An 18,407-nucleotide genomic window follows, 5' to 3' on the forward strand; every position below is an offset into this window, starting at 1 on the left:
GCAAGCTTTTGAAATTAAAAGCTTGCTTTATGCTGGATTGTATCTTGAAGCAAGTATTGAAAAGAGTATAGAGTAGAAAATAAGGAGTGATACCGTTTAACTGGATGGATCATAAAAGATCGAAGGAATCTAGGTACACACCTCATAATCTACAAAGTGTTGTAGTACGAACGGTAGGATGGTCCTGAAGAGATCGAATTTACAATCCTGTAATCGCACTTTGAACAACGTTAACAAGGTATCAGAAATGACAGAAGAAAACAAGTTATTTATAGGTATAGATGTATCAAAAGCAACATTAGATATATCTATGAATAAAAAACATTATAAAATTAAAAATACAGATGAAGCAATAACTGATTTTATAAAATCAGTTATTGCTTCTAATAAAATTAAGCTTTGTGTATTAGAATCGACGGGAGGTTATGAGCGTCTTGTAATGAAGAAGCTTCAAGAGTGGGATATTGCGGTACATAGAACACACCCAAATAAGGTATATGCTTTTGCTAAAGCTAGTAACCATTTTGCAAAGACTGATAAATTAGATGCGATATTACTAGAGAAATACGCTATTTTTGTTTCTAATGAAGAAAAAGGCGATGCTATTCTTTCTGATTTACAGTGTGAATTGCAATCCCTAAGGCTAGTAGAAAAGAGCTTAGAAGAAGAGCTACATGCTAATCAATGTAGAGTTAAGATTTGCACGGGTAAGAGTAAAAAATATTTAGATAAACAAATAGAATTTATCAAAGAGCAACTTAAGAAAATTAAAGCTGATATTAATAAGTTGATAAAAGAAGATGAGGATGCAAAACAAGTTTTTGAGAATATAAAGTTATATCTGCCGATTTTAGAAAAAACATATAACAAACTAGAGAAAAAATATTTTGGATGATAAAATTCTCTACTTCATTAATACTAGATACAAAACAAGCTGCTTTACTAGAAGAATTAAAACAACTAGCAGCAGAACTTAATAAGCCTAAAAGTTTATTCAAATTCTTTAATCAAAACAATTTAAAAAGCGGAATTTATTTATACGGTCCGGTGGGCAGCGGTAAAACTATGCTCATGAATTCTTTTTTTGAAGAGATAAGCATACCTAAAATCATTATCCATTATCAGAACTTTATGCAGGAAATTCATAAATCTATGCATAAATTACAAACAGAAAATCAGAAAGATATCATCCCTAAAATTGCTAAAAACTATGCTAAACAAACTAAACTGTTATGTATAGATGAGTTTGAAATTAAAGACATTACCGATGCAATGATAATAGGCAGATTATTTAATGAATTAATAAAGCAAAATATTTTTATTTTTATAACCTCTAACACGAGTCCCAATAATCTTTACAAAGACGGATTACAACGAGAATCTTTCTTACCTTTTATAAAGATAATCAATAATACATTTTACGTTAAATATCTAGATAATCACCATGATTATCGATTTGATAAAGCATTAGGAGTTAAAGGGGCAAGGATAATTTATCCCTTAACTTTAGAAAACCAAAACAAACTTGAAAAAATTATCACAGATATTAGTGATAATAATCTCGTTTCTCAAAATATACAGGTTCTAGGTAGAGAAATATCCTTTCAAAAAGTACATAAAAGAATACTAGTAACAGATTATAATGAATTATTTACAAGAGACTTAAGCTATATCGATTATGTTAATATTTGTCAAAATTTCAACGTTATTATAGTGGGGAATGTTCATACTATCGATGCTAATGATACAAATACAGCCGTTAGATTTATCAACTTTATCGATAATGCCTATTTCTATAAAATACTTTTATTTATGAGCCTAGAAGATAACCCAAATAAAATATATCAAGGTTCAGCACGAGCCGCAGAATTCAAACGCACTATTTCAAGACTAAATGAAATGAATAGCGAATCTTATTAAAGAGAAAAAAAGATAATTAAAAATTTGCATTGCAAGCTTGGCAGCGACTTACTCTCCCATGCCTTATGACATAGTACCATTAGCACTATGAGGTTTCACGTTCGAGTTCGGGATGGGATCGTGTGTTTCACTCATGCTATAACCACCAAGCTAGCAATACAAACTTTTAAAAAGATAGATTTGTATTATAGTTTGCTGTTAATGTTGTTGCATGACTAAATTTGTCATTCCTGCGGAAGCAGGAATCTAAATATTAAAAATTTTTCTAGATAACGTGGCGGGACCACGGTACGACATTATTAGCTGTGCAACAACATTTTTATTCATTGATAAAGCTAATTTAACCTGATAACTTTGTGAATTGATACTACATTTTTATAGAATTAACACTATATGCATATGTAATCTCACAGCAAAGTAAATCAATCGAGCTATTAGTATCAGTTAGCTACACACATTACTGTGCTTCCACACCTGACCTATCAACGTGGTGGTCTTCCACGGCTCTAATGGGGAAGTCTAGTTTTGAGGTGGGTTTCCTGCTTAGATGCATTCAGCGGTTATCCCTTCCGTACTTAGCTACCCAGCTGTGCCGTTGGCACGACAACTGGTCCACCAGGGGTACGTCCACCTCGGTCCTCTCGTACTAAAGGCAGATCCTCTCAAACTTCCTACACCCACGGCAGATAGGGACCGAACTGTCTCACGACGTTCTAAACCCAGCTCACGTACCACTTTAATCGGCGAACAGCCGAACCCTTGGGACCTTCTCCAGCCCCAGGATGTGATGAGCCGACATCGAGGTGCCAAACGATTTCGTCGCTATGGACGCTTGGAAATCATCAGCCTGTTATCCCCGGAGTACCTTTTATTCGTTGAGCGATGGCCCTTCCACTCGGGACCACCGGATCACTATGACCGACTTTCGTCTCTGCTCGTCTTGTCAGACTCGCAGTCAGGCTAGCTTATGCCATTGCACTCTAAAAGTTGATTTCCGACCAACCTGAGCTAACCATCGCGCACCTCCGTTACTCTTTGGGAGGCGACCGCCCCAGTCAAACTACCCACCATGCATTGTCTCGGATCCTGATTCAAGGATCTCGGTTAGATGTCAAGAACCAAAAGGGTGGTATCTCAAGGGTGACTCCACAAAGGCTGACGCCTTCGCTTCGTAGTCTTCCACCTATCCTGCACATCTGATTCCTAACACCAGTGCAAAGCTATAGTAAAGGTTCACGGGGTCTTTCCGTCTGACCGCGGGAACTCCGCATCTTCACGGAGAATTCAATTTCGCTGAGTCGATACTGGAGACAGTGGGGAAATCGTTACGCCATTCGTGCGGGTCGGAACTTACCCGACAAGGAATTTCGCTACCTTAGGACCGTCATAGTTACGGCCGCCGTTCACTGGGACTTCAATTCAGAGCTTGCACCCCTCCTTTTAATCTTCCAGCACTGGGCAGGCGTCAGACCCTATACGTCGTCTATTGACTTTGCAGAGCCCTGTGTTTTTAATAAACAGTCGCTACCCCCTAGCTTGTGCCACCTGCACATGGTTGCCCATATACAGGTCATCTTTCTTCCGAAGTTACAGATGCAATTTGCCTAGTTCCTTCAGCATCGTTCTCTCAAGCACCTTGGTATACTCTACCTGTCCACCTGTGTCGGTTTCGGGTACGGTCTATAATGAAGGTGTTATTTCCTGGAAAATATTCACTGCACAATCAATCCAATAAGACTGTACAATTTACTATTTTCGTCACATCCTTCAGGTTCAGGAATATTAACCTGATTCCCATCGATTACGCCTTTCAGCCTCATCTTAGGGGCCGACTAACCTTGCACAGATTAACTTTACGCAAGAACCCTTGGACTTTCGGCGAGAATGTTTCTCACATTCTTTATCGCTACTTATGTCAGCATTCTCACTTCCGATACCTCCAGCAAACCTTACGATTCACCTTCACAGGCTTACGGAACGCTCCGCTACCATTTATGCCAAATGCATAAATCCGCATCTTCGGTACATGACTTGAGCCCCGTTACATTGTTGGCGCAAGAAAACTTATTTAGACTAGTGAGCTATTACGCTTTCTTTAAATGATGGCTGCTTCTAAGCCAACATCCTAGTTGTTTTGGTCTTTTCACATCCTTTAACACTTAGTCATGATTTAGGGACCTTAGATGGCGGTCTGGGCTTTTTCCCTCTCGACTATGGACCTTAGCACCCATAGTCTGTCTGCTATACTGTACTCGTCGACATTCGGAGTTTGATTGAGTTTGGTAAGTCTGTGGGACCCCCTAGCTCATTCAGTGCTCTACCTTCGACGGTAATCGCTATAACGCTCTACCTAAATAGATTTCGCGGAGAACCAGCTATATCCGAGTTTGATTGGCCTTTCACCCCTAACCACAGCTCATCCCCTACTTTTTCAACAGTAGTGGGTTCGGTCCTTCAGCGGATTTTACTCCGCTTTCAACCTGGCCATGGCTAGATCACCCGGTTTCGGGTCTAATTCATCTAACTAAACGCCCTATTCAGACTCGCTTTCGCTACGCCTACACCTAACGGCTTAAGCTTGCTAGATAAACTAAGTCGCTGACCCATTATACAAAAGGTACGCCGTCACAAGACATATAAATACGCTTGCTCCGACTGCTTGTAAGCATTTGGCTTCAGATACTATTTCACTCCCCTTGTCGGGGTACTTTTCACCTTTCCCTCACGGTACTTGTTCACTATCGGTCACTAGAGAGTACTTAGGCTTAGAGGGTGGTCCCCCTATGTTCAAACAGGATTTCACGTGTCCCGCCTTACTCAAGGACTTCAAACTTTTTACCTATACGGGACTATCACCCTCTATGGTCAACCTTTCCATGTTGTTTTAGTTATTTTTTTGAAGCCACTGGCCTGGTCCGCGTTCGCTCGTCACTACTAACGGAGTCTCGGTTGATGTCTTTTCCTCCAGCTACTTAGATATTTCAGTTCGCTGGGTTTGCCTCATATAGCTATGTATTCACTATACAATACCTAATAAATTAGGTGGGTTTCCCCATTCGGAAATCTTCGGATCAAAGTTTATTCGCAACTCCCCGAAGCTTATCGCAGCGTATTACGTCCTTCATCGCCTTCTAGTGCCAAGGCATCCACCAAATGCTCTTATTATATTTACTTACGCTTTTAACTTGAGATTACACGATGCATACAGAATTAATTTCACAATTATTTTCAGTATCTACTCACGATATAAATTTTTATTATCGCGGTGTATTTAGTTTTTTAGCTTTATCAACTTTTTAAACAGCTACAAAGTTTTACGTTTCAAACTTTGTGTGATGATTTTATATCTATATTTTTAAAGCTTGTCAAACACTAATTTCAAATAATTTTAATTTTATTTCTTACGAGGGGGTTTAAAGTTATTTTAACCTCTTTTTAAAGTAGGCTTTGTCGGCTTTTTGTTTAGACTTGCAGTCCCTAATTTTGTATCTACCTTACCGCCTAAATCTTCAAAAAAGAATCTGCCTTTTTGTAAAACATGATTTACCGCTTTCATTTCTCCTTCTCTGTTTATCAAACCGCTTTGAGTTTTAACAAACAATAATTTACCGTCTTTTCTAAAGACTAGATTTTCATCAATTTCAAAATCTTTAGTTATACTTAAATTACCGTTCTTATCAAATTTACCTAAAATATTTTTCTGTAAATCAGCAAATTCGGCATGAGCATATAATTTTGAAATTTCTTTTATTTGCTTTGGATCGTTTATATGTTCGCCAGCTTTGTTAATAAAGCCGCTAATTTCATATTGAGATGTTTTACCGTGTGGAGTTTTTTTCACAAGAAATTGAGTTTCCGTAAGTAGCTTAGTTTGATTCTCTACTTCATCATCTACTATATTAATTACTTTCATTTTTATAGAATAAATATCACTATTCTTTTCAAGCTTTAAGATAAACTCCTTAATGTCTAAATCATCATTAAACCTAACTTCTTTTTTATCTTTACCCATAATTAATACTCTTATTTTAATATTGTATCTTTTAAAATATTTGTACCACGTAAAAATTCTTCTATATTCAAAGCTTTTTTACTCTCTTGCTGAAGTTTTTTCACTCGTAATATACCGCTTCCACAAGCTATTTCCAGCTTATCGCTAATAACGGTGCCGGAAGTAAAGTGATGCTCCGCATTTAAATATTCTGCTTCAAGGATTTTAATTATTTTATCATTATAACTAAAATATGCTCCGGGCCAGGGATTCATTCCTCTTATTTTACAATCTATTTTATATGCGGATTCATGCCAATTAATTTTTCCTTCTTCTTTAGTTAATTTATGAGCATACGTAACGCCATCACTTGACTGTTTTATCGGTACTATATTATCGATATTTGCAAGTGTTTTTATTAGTAATTCAGATCCTAAATTAGCACATTTATTGTGCAATTCTTCCAATGTTGTCCTTTCTTCTAAATCAAAATCTTCTTTCATCAATATATCACCTGTATCAAGCCCTGTATCCATACGCATAATACATACGCTACTTTTCCGATCACCCTCTATAATAGTACGCTGCAGAGGAGCCGCTCCTCTGTGACGAGGCAAATCGGATGGATGGATATTAAGACAGCCGTATTTTTTAGCTTCTAATATAGCTTTAGGCACAATAAAACCATATGCAATAACAACTATAATATCAGCATTAACTTTATTAATTAGATTTATTATTTCATCATTACGAAGAGTAGAAGGAGTATAAACAGAAATTTGATGCTCAAATGCTAATTGATGTATTGGAGATTTAGCTAAGTTAAGTCCTCTACCCTTAGCTTTAGGTTGCTGTGTAAAAACAGCTTTAACTTCGTGATGAGTTATAAGTTTTTTAAGAGCAGGAACAGCAAATTCAGGCGTTCCCATAAAGATTACTTTCACACTATATTATTTTTGAGTTTCTTAAGCTTACGAAGTACTACATCTCGTTTTAAATTACTTAAATAATCAATCATAAGCTTACCTTCTAAATGATCATACTCATGCTGGATAACTCTTGCAAGCCAATCATTTGCTTTAAGCTCTTGTGATTTACCATGATAGTCTAAATACCTAATCTTTATAGATTCCGGTCTTGCCACCTCAATACGTTGCTCCGGTACTGAGATACAACCTTCATTAGCTGTAATTAGCTCTTCTGATTTTTCTATTATTTCAGGATTCACTATAAAAAGCGGATAAAAATCCTTTGGTCTTTCTACCGGATCATGATCTTTCATATCAATTACTAAAATACGTTTCAATACCCCTACTTGTACTGCTGCAAGCCCTGCACCGTCTTCATGGTACATAGTTTTAAGCATATCATCCATAAATTTTCGTGTTTGATCTGTAAACTCTAAAACCGGCTGAGATTTCTGCTTTAATCTTTCATCAGGTGCCGTTACTATCGGTAATATTGACATAATTAAATCTTAATATTTTATTTTAATATACCATAAAACCACCAAAATGTAAAGAAAGCAAACCTGCCTAATTCCGGCAATAGTTGCATAATAAACTCACCTATTTGCAATAATTTGTCGAATTAATAATATTTAGTAAAAAATAATAGCAAATATCAGATAACATGTTAATAAATAAGGCTTGCATAAAATTAAGGAGGAATAGCAATGCATTGGGGTGATATTGAAGAAATTGCCGAACAACTCGAAGAACATTGTAGCGATCAGTATAATGAAAAAAAAATTTCATTATTAAAGCTAGAGAAACTGATTAGAGATTTAAAGGACTTTGAAGATGAAAAGAAAAAAGTCGAAGAAGTTACATTAGAAGAAATTTTAGACAAATGGGAAGAATTACGCGAAGAAATTAGAGAAATCGATTAAGTAGCTTTTGAGTTATTTTCAGGCATTTATAAATTAACTTTATAAAAATATATTATAATCAATAACAATATAGCAACTGCCTGAAAAAAAACTCTTAAAGTCATTAACTTTGAACTAAATTTCTTATCAAACTTTCCTCCGATAGCCATCGACACTACCCCTATAATAAGAACCGAAACGGTTAAACCAATCGCAATTAATAACCACATCATAATTTATTACTCAATATATAATTTCCTACACAAAGATTATATGCTTTTTCTCTTTTAAATCAATTATCTAATTAATATTTGAGTTCCAGTTCAAAAATTAACTAATTCTTCACAAAAAATAACAATTCTAGGAACACAAATATCTAATTTATCAAATATAGATAATTCAACAATTACTTTAAAAGAAAAAGAGATATTAGGTTCTTGCGTTCTTATTAATTTCCGCTTAAAAATATCTAAAAATACAAATAATTTAATTTTCCGCACGCAAGAACCTAGAGTATTTTGAGAAACCTAATCTAAGCTTTCTGAGTTACACTATATATATTATCTATCAGTTTAACAAAAGCACCATTTCCTAAAACATTAGCACAAGTGATCATAGGATCAAACAAGATATAAAGAGCTGTAATCAGAGACATCATATTAGTATTAAAACCTAGATATTGTTCAAGTATAGGAAGCATTACAATAATTCCTCCACCTGGTATTGCGGCTACTGAAAATTTTGCCAATACAAAATAAAAAGCAAAAATAAGATAATTAAATAAAGTAGGCTCAGCTAATCCATAACTTTTTAGTATAGCATAAGCTAAAATCGGTATAGCGAAACAATCGCCAACAAGATGAATATTTACTGTTATTGGTACAACGGTACGAGCGAGTGCTTTATTATTTGTATTATTTTCCGCTCCTATTATACTAAGTGGCATACTTATAACACTAGACATAGCACTAAATCCACTTATAGACGCTGGCATCATATTACTGAGGCTAGCTATGAATTCCTTAATTCGACAGTTACTTAAAATAAAATAAGCAAGAAAGATATAGCCAAACTGAGCAAATGCGATTGTCCCAAAAATGAACATATAATCTTTAATAATTATACCTAATACTTCATCAAACTGTAGTTTTACGATAAAGCCCATTATAAATAAGGGAATTATATAGATAAACAATCGCAATATTTTTGCAACAAATGCTTCTATCTTGAAAGCCAATCCAATTGCAATCTCAGCACAAAATTTTGAGGATATAAAGCCTAAGATAATACTACTAAATAGATTTTATCATTAGAAATAATATTAGGAAAATTAAGTAACCATAAAGGCTTTAAACTATCATTTTCTATAGGAGAGATCATTGATAAATCGAATTGATATATGTATATACCTACATAATGACTTATGAAAGTAGAACAAAAATTAGACCCACATACTAGTAATAATATTAAGAAAACTATACGTGTTGCATCTTTGGCTAGCATTACAACAGATTTAAAAAGTAAGCCAAAAATAATTAAAGGAAGAAATAATCCAATTATAGATTTAATAGATAGACTTATTGAATATAATAACCTTTTTACTTCTAAACTCATTAGTGGGTTGAATAATATGATAGCTATAATAATAGCCATTAAAATAAGTGGCATTTTACGAAACATAAAACTTACCTAATAATAATTAGTTAATTTAAAGGGGTGGATATAATTAAAAGAAAGATATAGAGATATTGTTACCGGCTTGAACCGGTTGTAGTAGTAAAGAAAGACTGGAAAGTTAATATTTGCATATTCATAAATTCAATATACAGTTATTATAGAGAGAAAAATTAGTGTTGCAATACTTTTCTAGAAGTTCTTTGGGAGGTATTGCTAACTAAAAGCAGAGTAGTTAATAAATTAACGTCATTGCGAGGAAAATCACAAAGTAATTTGATGAAACAATTTTTCGATTGTCATCCCGTGGCTTGACCACGGGATCCAGTTAAAATTATTATATTTATTGTTTTTATGGACCCCGTGGTCAAGCCACGGGGTGACACAGTGGGTTTTACCGGTCCACGCAACAATGCCTTCCCGCGTAGGCGGGAATCCAGCATAAAGCGAGATAAATCGAGCTTTTAATTTTAAAAACTTGCCGTATTTATGTTTTTTTACTGGATTCCCGCCTACGCGGGAATGACATAAACGAGCTATGCAACAACGCCAATGCCATGCGTGAATGACATAAAACGAGCATTTACCTATCTTCGTAACAACCGATACACCTCTTCAGATTGCTCTAAACCCTCTTTCTCTAACTCACTATCTTCTTCGTTTTCAGAAGTTTCAGCAATTAAAGAGACAGATACGACTTTTTCACCGTCATCTAGCTTAAATAGGATTACGCCGCTAGTGTTACGTCCCGTAATACGCACTGACTCAAGTTTACAGCGAATTAACTTACCGCTATTGGTGATCAGCATTAGCTCATCATCCATTTTAACCGGCATAACACCGACGACTAAACCGGTTTTGTCGTTAATATCCATATTGATTATACCGCTGCCGCCACGGTCAGTAATTCTATAACCATAAGCCGAGCTTCTTTTACCGAAACCGTTCTCTGTAACCGTCAAGATAAATTCTTCGGAATTTGCCATTTCTAAAATAGAATCTGCAGTCAAAGTTACACCTAACTCTTTGAGGTTAAACTCCTCACCTTTAGCAATCTCAAGCCTTTTTTCCCATGGCACTGTTAAATAAGCATCTCTATCCTCTTTTGTACTGCTAATGCCTTTAAGCACAGTCATAGAAATTACGGAATCCTCTTTAGCAAGCTTCATACCTCGCACCCCGTCGGAAGTACGGCTCTTAATAACACGCAGCGATTCAACAGGAAATCTTAAAGCTTTACCGGCTTTGGTGGCAAGTAAAATATGCTCGTCTTCTTTACATGGTTTTACGTCTATTAATTTATCGTCCTCATCAAGCCTAATAGCAATTTTACCGTTCGACTGAATCTTTTTGAAATCTAATAAATCGCTTCTTCTGATGTTACCCTTAGCAGTTGCAAACATAATATTTAAATTATCCCACTCATCCTGATTTTCAGGTAGCGGCATAATATTCGTAATATGCTCATTTTCTTTCAACGGTAATATATTAACCATTGGTCTTCCTTTACCTTGCGGATTACTTAAAGGTAATTTATATAGTTTTAAACTATAAACCTGACCGATATTTGAGAAGAACAACATTGGCGTATGAGTACTACCGACAAAAACTTGCGTGGTAATATCTTCATCACGCATTGAAAGCCCTGATCTTCCTTTACCGCCGCGTTTTTGCGAACGATAGCTACTTAGAGGTACACGCTTAATATACCCACCAAGCGTTACGGTTACTACCATTTCTTCACGCTGAATTAAATCTTCTATATCTTGATCAAATTCGCCGAATTCAATTGAAGTAAGACGAGGAGTCGCAAATTCTTCTTTAACTTTAATTAGCTCTTCCTTTAAAATCTCAAGTAACCTTGTGCGAGAGCTAAGTATATTAAGGTACTCGGCAATTTCCGTAGCTAGGTTCTTTAAATCCTCTTCAAGCTTATTTTTCTCCATAGCGGTTAGACGTTGTAATCTCATTTCTAAGATTGCCTTAGCTTGCACCTCAGTAAAGCTACATTTGCCTTGCTCATTTAACATTGCTTTATCATCAACTAGCTTCACAAGCGGTAGAATATTTAACGCATCCCAGCTGCGTGCCATTAATTCCTGTTTGGCTGCATTTTGATCATTTGAAGCTTTGATAATACGTATTATTTCATCGATATTACTAACGGCAATGGTTAACCCTAATAAAATATGAGCTCTATCTCTTGCTTTATTTAGCAAATATATAGTACGGTTAGTAATTACCACTTCCCTAAAACTAACGAAAGCTGCAATTACTTCTTTCAAATTCATCACTTTCGGTAGCCCGTCTTTAAGAGCAAGCATAATAACACCGAAGCTAGTTTGTAGCTGCGTACATGCGTATATTTGATTTAAGACTACTTCCGCAACTACGTCTTTCTTTAACTCAATAAAAATCCTTACACCGTTTTTATTCGATTCGTCACGTAAATCACTTATACCCTCAATACGTTTCTCTTTAACCATCTCAGCAATCTTTTCAACAAGCCTTGCTTTATTTACCATATACGGTATTTCGGTAATAATAATTGCTTGACGGCTATTACCGATATTCTCAATCTCGGCTCGACCTCGCATAATGATACTACCTCTACCGGTAAGATATGCCGTTCTAATACCGCTAATGCCTAAAATCATTGAACCTGTAGGAAAATCCGGTCCTTTAACGACTTCGAGTAAATCTAATATTTCTATATCATTATTATCTATATATAAACAGCACGCATCGATAACCTCACCAAGATTATGAGGCGGGATATTAGTTGCCATACCAACCGCAATACCTCCGCTACCGTTAACCAATAAATTGGGAAACATTGCAGGAAGTACGGAAGGCTCTTCTTCAGAACCATCGTAATTAGGGTTAAAGCTGACAGTCTCTTTATCGATATCCTCCACAAGCTTATGCGAAACTTTGGCCATTCGAGATTCGGTATATCTCATTGCCGCTGCCGCATCACCGTCCATCGAGCCGAAATTACCCTGCCCGTCTACAAGCGGTAAACGCAAGGAAAAATCTTGTGCCATACGTACTAACGAGTCGTAAATAGCACTGTCACCGTGCGGATGGTATTTACCCATCACGTCACCGACTATTCTTGCAGATTTTCTATAAGGTTTGCTGGCATGATTACCGGCTTCATGCATGGAATAGATAATTCGGCGATGCACCGGCTTTAAGCCGTCCCGAACATCCGGTATAGCTCTACTTACTATAACACTCATAGCATAATCAAGATAAGATAATTTCATCTCATCTTCGATATTTACCGGTACTAAATTAGAAAAATTTTGATCAGTCACGATTACTTAGCCTTAAATTTAATGAATTATATTTAATTATAGAGACATAATAAATTTCTTTCAAGGATTGCTTGTATTTATAATCGTGGCATTGTTTTAAGCTACCGATGTCATTCCTGCGAAAGCAGAAATCTAGTATTTTTAACTGGATCCCGTGGTCAAGCCACGGGATGACAGATAATGATAAATTTTAAGAATGCTCCTCTTCCTGCTGTTTATACCAGAGTTCTGCGTAATAGCCTTTGTGCTGTAGCAAGGTTTTATGGTTGCCTCGTTCTACTATATAGCCGTTATCTAAAACGATAATCTCGTCTGCATCGATAATAGTTGATAGTCTATGGGCAATGATAAGGGTAGTATGGCGTGCCGAGATCTCTTTAAGGCTTACTTGAATTAGCTTTTCGGTTTTAGTATCAAGCGAACTTGTTGCCTCATCAAAAACATATATTGACGGATTTTTGAGTAACGTTCTTGCAATCGCTATACGCTGTTTTTCACCCCCCGAAAGTTTTAAGCCTCTCTCGCCTACCTGGGTTTCATACCCTTCGGGCAGGGTGCTAATAAACTCATGAATATGAGCATTTTTTGAGGCTGCTATAACTTCGTCATAGCTTGCTGCGTTATTACCGTATGCGATGTTGTAATATATCGTATCGTTAAATAGTACGGTATCTTGCGGAACAATCCCGATAGATTTACGTAGCGAGCCTTGAGTAACTTCTCGTATATTTTGATTATCTATAGTAATGCTACCGCTATTAATATCGTAAAATCTGAACAGCAAACGTGATATAGTTGATTTCCCTGCCCCGCTACTACCTACCACCGCTAAAGTTTTACCGCTCTTAATCGTAAAACTTATATTATGCAAAATCGGACGTTCCTGATTATAAGCAAAGCTAACATTCTCAAAACTAACCTCACCTTTTGATATAATAAGCTTCTTAGCATCCACGGCATCCTCTACTTCTGCCGGTATGTCGAGTAGTTTAAACATATCTTCCATACTAACTAGGGCGTTTTTAATTTCTCTATAAGCAAAGCCAAGTATTGAAAGCGGAATTGATAACTGAAACAAGTAAGTATTAACCATTATTAAATCGCCTACGGTCATTTTATTCTGATTAATAGCATTTGCCGAAAGTATCATAAGGCTAACAAGCCCTAAAGATATTATAACATCCTGCCCGATATTTAAAATCGATAGGCTGTTAGTGATTTTAGTAGAAGATTCTTCATAAGTTTGCAAGGCCTCATTAAACCTTACTGCCTCATATTCTTCATTACCGAAATATTTAACAGTCTCAAAATTTAGTAAACTATCTATTGCAATATTATTAGCGGTGTTATCACTTTTATTTACTTCTCTTACGAACGAAATTCGCCAAGTACTGATCTTGAAAGTATAAACAACATAAACTATCATCGTTATTAAAATAGTGACAGAAAACCAAATACCGTAAACATACCATAACATTCCACTTACAAGGATTATCTCTAGGCTTGTCGGAAAAATATTAAATAATGAATAACGTAATATTGCTTCAATACCTGTAGTACCACGCTCTATTGACCTACTTAAGCCTCCTGTTTTCCGGGTAATATGAAAACGCATACTTAAATTATGCATGTGCTTAAAGACATTCAGAGCAACTAAGCGAGTCGCCTGATGTCCTACTTTTGAGAAAATGATATTTCGCAGCTCACTAAATATTTGTACCAATATTTTAGTTCCGCCATATGCAAGAATAATTCCTATAATAACCGAAAGAGCAAAATTTTTATTCAGCCCGTCTATTATATATTTATAAACAATCGGAACGAAAATATTTATTACTTTAGCTATGACTAGGCAAATAAGAGAAGTAACAATACGCAGGCGTATATCAAAATTCGCAGGCCATAAATATGGTAAAAGTAAATAGAATGAATTTTTATGATTGTTGTGGTTAGGCATTGTTATTCAGTGTCATACCGCGACTTGATCGCGGTATCCAAAAATTTACTTTAAAAATTCTTCGTATAAATCCTTCCAATCAGGATTACTAGAATTAATTAAATCTAACTTCCATTTTCTTTTGTATTCTTTTAAACGTTTTTCACGACCAATTGCAAGGTTTACATCATTAAACTGCTCAAAATAAACTAATTTATCTATATCGTATTTTGTGGTAAAACCTTTTGTGAACTTCTGTTTATGTTGCCAAATACGCCTTATAATATTAGAAGTAACACCAACATACAACGTACCATTACATTTATTAGAAAGTATATAAACGTAATATTCTTTCATTTTATAACACAAGTTGCTTGTATATTTTTTTGGATCCCGCGATCAAGTCGCGGGATGACAATGGGAGGACCAATATACGCAGGAATGACATATGGTATTGTCTACGGTCGCTCGCAATGACGTTTTTATTAATTACGCCCCGGCTGCAGGTGAAGTCTTCTTCGGTTGCCCTTCCAGCAACTTATCTAGCCTTCCCTCTTTTTCAAGATCAAACAGAGCATCACAACCTCCAACATGTATATTATCTATAAATATCTGCGGGACGGTCTTTTTTCCACCGGATTTCTTAATAAATTTTTCTTTCTCTTCCTGAGTAAAATTACTTACTTCAATTTCCTCATAAACAACATTTTTCTCATCAAGCAATGCTTTAGCTTTTATACAATAAGGACAACTAGCGAGAGTATAAATAATAATTGTGTGTAATATAGCTTTATTCATAATATTATATTTTTTTGTTAGATTTTAATATATTATCTTAAACTATAGTTTTTAAAGCAAGTAAAAATACATGAATAATTTTTCTATTATCTCAGAATATAAACCGGCAGGCGATCAACCAAAAGCAATAGATGAAATTATAGCAGGGTTAAATAGTAAAAAACGCTCACAAATGTTGCTTGGTATTACAGGGTCAGGCAAAACTTTTACTATGGCGAATATTATAGAGAGAACTAATCGCCCTACTCTGATAATGGCACATAATAAAACTTTAGCTGCTCAAATTTATTCAGAAATGAAGTCGATTTTTCCAAAGAACGCCGTTGAGTATTTTGTCTCATATTATGATTACTACCAGCCCGAAGCTTATATAGCACGTACCGATACTTTTATAGAAAAGGATTCATCAATTAACGAGCAGATTGATTTAATGCGTCATTCCGCTACAAGATCATTATTAGAGCGTCGTGACGTTATAGTAGTTTCTTCCGTTTCCTGTATTTACGGGCTTGGCTCTCCTGATTTATATTATCATATGACGGTTAATCTAGAACCTGGTAAAAGCTACCCTCGTGATAAACTATTAAACGATTTGATAAATCTACAATATGAGCGTAACGATATCGGGTTTGAGCGTGGCTGTTTTCGAGTTAAAGGCGACAATATCGATATTTTCCCCTCACATTATAGTGATAAAGCTTGGCGTTTATCGTTTTTCGGTAATGAACTCGAATATATACACGAATTCGATCCCCTAACAGGCGAAAAACTTGCTAAACTCGATAAAGCTATGGTTTTTGGTAATTCGCACTTTGTGATGCCGCAAGAAACTGTAAATAGTGCCATATCAGGTATTGAGGAGGAGTTACAAAAACGCTTAGAGTTCTTAAAGTCGCAAGATAAACCGCTTGAAACGCAAAGGCTAAATCAACGTACTCAATATGACCTTGAAATACTGACAGAAACCGGCAGCTGTAAAGGCATTGAAAATTATTCGAGATTCTTTACCGGCCGTAATGCCGGTGAGCCGCCACCGACATTATTCGAGTACTTGCCGGAAGATGCGTTATTATTTGTTGATGAAAGCCACGTATCCGTACCGCAAATTAGAGCGATGTATAACGGCGATCGAGCAAGGAAAGAAGTATTGGTAGAGCATGGGTTTCGTCTGCCTTCTGCTCTTGATAACAGACCTTTAAAATTTGAAGAATGGGAAAAATTTAGACCGCAAACCGTTTTTGTATCAGCAACCCCGGGACCGTTTGAGCTAGAAGAAACCGGAGGCACGGTTGTAGAGTTAATTATCAGACCTACGGGACTGCTTGATCCCGAATGTATTATAAAGCCGGCCACCAATCAGGTTGAGGATTTAATTAGCGAGATTCAAGCCACTATAGCTAAAGGTTTTCGTGTTCTAGTCACCACCTTAACTAAAAAAATGGCAGAAGATTTAACCGCCTATTTGCAGGAGCTAAAATATAAAACTTCTTATTTACATTCTAACGTTCATACGCTTGAGCGTATCGAGATTTTACGAGATTTAAGACAAGGTACTATCGATATTTTAGTCGGTATTAATTTACTTCGAGAAGGGCTTGATATCCCTGAATGCGGTTTAGTTGCTATACTTGATGCAGATAAAGAGGGATTTTTACGGTCTGAAGTATCGTTAATACAAACAATCGGAAGAGCTGCAAGAAATAGTGAGGGCAGAGTTATACTTTATGCTGATAAAATGACTAAATCTATCGATAAAGCTCTTAGTGAAACATTGCGTAGAAGGCAAATTCAACAAGAATATAATGAAAAACACGGCATAATTCCAAAGACTATTAACCGTGCTATCCATACTTTAGCAGAACTTGAGAAAGTTGATAGTAAGCTTGATAAAAAACAAGCTCATACTTTATTTGATAACCCTGCTAAGTTAAAAGCCCATATTGAAAAATTAAAGAAAGACATGCTTAAAGCCGCAAGTAATCTTGAATTTGAACAAGCCGCCAAACTTCATGATCAGCTAAAAACTCTAGAAGAGGCAGCACTTGAGTTGAGTTAAATTGATGTCATTCCCGCGGAAGCGGGAATCCATAGTAAAGCGAGATAAATCGAGCTTTTAATTTCAAAAACTTGCTATATTTATGCTTTTTTCTGGATTCCCGCTTCCGCGGGAATGACATCGAACACCGCACAGGTCCATACCATTAACAACACCTAAAACTCCTCCTATGATAAGGTGATAGGCCGTGTATATTAATAGCTTCGATATGTTCACGAGTGCCGTAGCCGGAATTTTTATGCCATAAATATTGTGGGAATTCAGTACTTAAATCTAGCATCAAACGATCCCTAGTAACTTTTGCAACAATAGAAGCCGCAGCAATCGATAACGATAGATTATCACCGTTAATTATACTAACAAATCTTTCATCATTAAACTGCATATTACCGTCAACTAAAACTATTTCCGGCTTAAGGCTAAGATTTGCCGAAGCAATAGAGCAAGCTTTTTTAGTTGCTTCTAATATATTAATTTCATCAATTTCGGTATGAGAAATAATAGCAGTTGCCCAAACATAATTACTAGTTATTTGTTCATATAGTAATTCTCTTTTCTTTTTAGAAAGTTTTTTAGAATCTTTAATGCCCGGTATAATATTAGTGTTATCTATTATAACGGCACTTGCTACTACCGGACCTGCTAGCGGTCCTCTACCTGCTTCATCTATACCTGCTACAATATAGTTATGATATTTTTTTTCAAAATGTAATAGATCTACTTCCATAATTGTATTTTTTAAATTTTTAATGTATACTCGTTTAATTTGAAAAATTGATATCGCTGCATGGATTATGTCATTCCTAGCTAAAAGCGGGAATCCAGAAAAAAATATAAAT

At 35.7% G+C, this 18,407-nt stretch carries 16 protein-coding genes and 2 rRNA genes; 5 read left to right on the plus strand and 13 right to left on the minus strand.

Features of this window, described 5'->3' with window-relative positions:
- The first annotated feature begins 247 nt into the window (after window positions 1–247).
- Together AC5587_RS06275 and zapE are read left to right on the plus strand one after the other, a co-directional pair.
- Window positions 248–895, plus strand: a complete 648-nt coding sequence (locus tag AC5587_RS06275) for an IS110 family transposase (protein WP_499162182.1) — start codon at window positions 248–250, stop codon at window positions 893–895.
- Window positions 892–1,920 carry a cell division protein ZapE gene (gene zapE, locus AC5587_RS06280; protein ID WP_499162183.1) on the plus strand — a complete coding sequence of 343 codons (1,029 nt, stop codon included), beginning with the start codon at window positions 892–894 and terminating at the stop codon, window positions 1,918–1,920. Before AC5587_RS06275 ends, zapE begins: the two co-directional genes overlap by 4 nt.
- 35 nt (window positions 1,921–1,955) lie before the next feature.
- Here the strand turns inward: zapE and rrf are convergent.
- The 5 genes from rrf to def form a co-directional block, all read right to left on the minus strand.
- A 5S ribosomal RNA gene (rrf, locus tag AC5587_RS06285) occupies window positions 1,956–2,070 on the minus strand.
- Between the two features lie 263 nt (window positions 2,071–2,333).
- Window positions 2,334–5,094 (minus strand): 23S ribosomal RNA (locus AC5587_RS06290).
- Window positions 5,095–5,344: 250 nt separating this feature from the next.
- Window positions 5,345–5,761 (minus strand): hypothetical protein, encoded by a 417-nt coding sequence (locus AC5587_RS06295; protein WP_410527670.1) that lies wholly within the window; start codon window positions 5,759–5,761, stop codon window positions 5,345–5,347.
- A gap of 182 nt (window positions 5,762–5,943) precedes the next feature.
- Window positions 5,944–6,855, minus strand: a complete 912-nt coding sequence (fmt, locus tag AC5587_RS06300) for a methionyl-tRNA formyltransferase (protein WP_499162184.1) — start codon at window positions 6,853–6,855, stop codon at window positions 5,944–5,946.
- Window positions 6,852–7,379, minus strand: coding sequence for a peptide deformylase (def, locus tag AC5587_RS06305; protein WP_499162185.1), 528 nt, complete (start codon window positions 7,377–7,379; stop codon window positions 6,852–6,854). The genes fmt and def overlap by 4 nt, the downstream gene beginning before the upstream one ends.
- A gap of 207 nt (window positions 7,380–7,586) precedes the next feature.
- Here def and iscX point away from each other — a divergent pair, with 207 nt between their 5' ends.
- Window positions 7,587–7,802, plus strand: a complete 216-nt coding sequence (iscX, locus tag AC5587_RS06310) for a Fe-S cluster assembly protein IscX (RefSeq protein ID WP_499162186.1) — start codon at window positions 7,587–7,589, stop codon at window positions 7,800–7,802.
- A gap of 26 nt (window positions 7,803–7,828) precedes the next feature.
- On the opposite strand, the gene AC5587_RS06315 is transcribed toward iscX, so the two are convergent.
- From AC5587_RS06315 to AC5587_RS06325, 3 genes are all read right to left on the minus strand, one after another.
- Window positions 7,829–8,014 carry a twin transmembrane helix small protein gene (locus AC5587_RS06315; RefSeq protein ID WP_040257119.1) on the minus strand — a complete coding sequence of 62 codons (186 nt, stop codon included), beginning with the start codon at window positions 8,012–8,014 and terminating at the stop codon, window positions 7,829–7,831.
- A gap of 90 nt (window positions 8,015–8,104) precedes the next feature.
- The gene (locus tag AC5587_RS06320) at window positions 8,105–8,281 is read right to left on the minus strand and encodes a peptide deformylase (RefSeq protein WP_410527667.1); all 177 of its coding nucleotides are present in this window, start codon (window positions 8,279–8,281) and stop codon (window positions 8,105–8,107) included.
- Window positions 8,282–8,313: 32 nt separating this feature from the next.
- On the minus strand, window positions 8,314–9,018 hold the full coding sequence (locus tag AC5587_RS06325; protein ID WP_499162187.1) for a cation:dicarboxylate symporter family transporter: 705 nt from the start codon (window positions 9,016–9,018) through the stop codon (window positions 8,314–8,316).
- Window positions 9,019–9,204: 186 nt separating this feature from the next.
- On the opposite strand from AC5587_RS06325, the gene AC5587_RS06330 reads away from it, so the two are divergent.
- Window positions 9,205–9,474 (plus strand): hypothetical protein, encoded by a 270-nt coding sequence (locus tag AC5587_RS06330; protein WP_499162188.1) that lies wholly within the window; start codon window positions 9,205–9,207, stop codon window positions 9,472–9,474.
- A 568-nt stretch (window positions 9,475–10,042) separates the two neighbouring features.
- Here AC5587_RS06330 and gyrA read toward each other — a convergent pair.
- The 4 genes from gyrA to grxC all read right to left on the minus strand — a co-directional run bounded on the left by gyrA (window position 10,043) and on the right by grxC (window position 15,512).
- A complete protein-coding gene (gene gyrA, locus AC5587_RS06335; protein WP_499162189.1) occupies window positions 10,043–12,778 on the minus strand; it encodes a DNA topoisomerase (ATP-hydrolyzing) subunit A in 2,736 nt (911 codons plus the stop codon).
- A 190-nt stretch (window positions 12,779–12,968) separates the two neighbouring features.
- Window positions 12,969–14,735, minus strand: a complete 1,767-nt coding sequence (locus AC5587_RS06340) for an ABCB family ABC transporter ATP-binding protein/permease (protein WP_499162190.1) — start codon at window positions 14,733–14,735, stop codon at window positions 12,969–12,971.
- Window positions 14,736–14,780: 45 nt separating this feature from the next.
- Complete coding sequence (locus tag AC5587_RS06345; RefSeq protein ID WP_499162191.1) at window positions 14,781–15,071, minus strand: GIY-YIG nuclease family protein; 291 nt, start codon at window positions 15,069–15,071, stop codon at window positions 14,781–14,783.
- A 132-nt stretch (window positions 15,072–15,203) separates the two neighbouring features.
- A complete protein-coding gene (grxC, locus tag AC5587_RS06350; protein WP_410526741.1) occupies window positions 15,204–15,512 on the minus strand; it encodes a glutaredoxin 3 in 309 nt (102 codons plus the stop codon).
- A 70-nt stretch (window positions 15,513–15,582) separates the two neighbouring features.
- Here grxC and uvrB point away from each other — a divergent pair, with 70 nt between their 5' ends.
- Complete coding sequence (gene uvrB / locus AC5587_RS06355; RefSeq protein WP_499162192.1) at window positions 15,583–17,568, plus strand: excinuclease ABC subunit UvrB; 1,986 nt, start codon at window positions 15,583–15,585, stop codon at window positions 17,566–17,568.
- A 145-nt stretch (window positions 17,569–17,713) separates the two neighbouring features.
- On the opposite strand, the gene rnhB is transcribed toward uvrB, so the two are convergent.
- Window positions 17,714–18,295 carry a ribonuclease HII gene (rnhB, locus tag AC5587_RS06360; RefSeq protein ID WP_410526743.1) on the minus strand — a complete coding sequence of 194 codons (582 nt, stop codon included), beginning with the start codon at window positions 18,293–18,295 and terminating at the stop codon, window positions 17,714–17,716.
- Between the last annotated feature and the right edge of the window lie 112 nt (window positions 18,296–18,407).

Origin of the sequence: Rickettsia endosymbiont of Hedychridium roseum (assembly GCF_964028255.1) — a bacterium.
Lineage (GTDB): Bacteria > Pseudomonadota > Alphaproteobacteria > Rickettsiales > Rickettsiaceae > Rickettsia > Rickettsia asembonensis.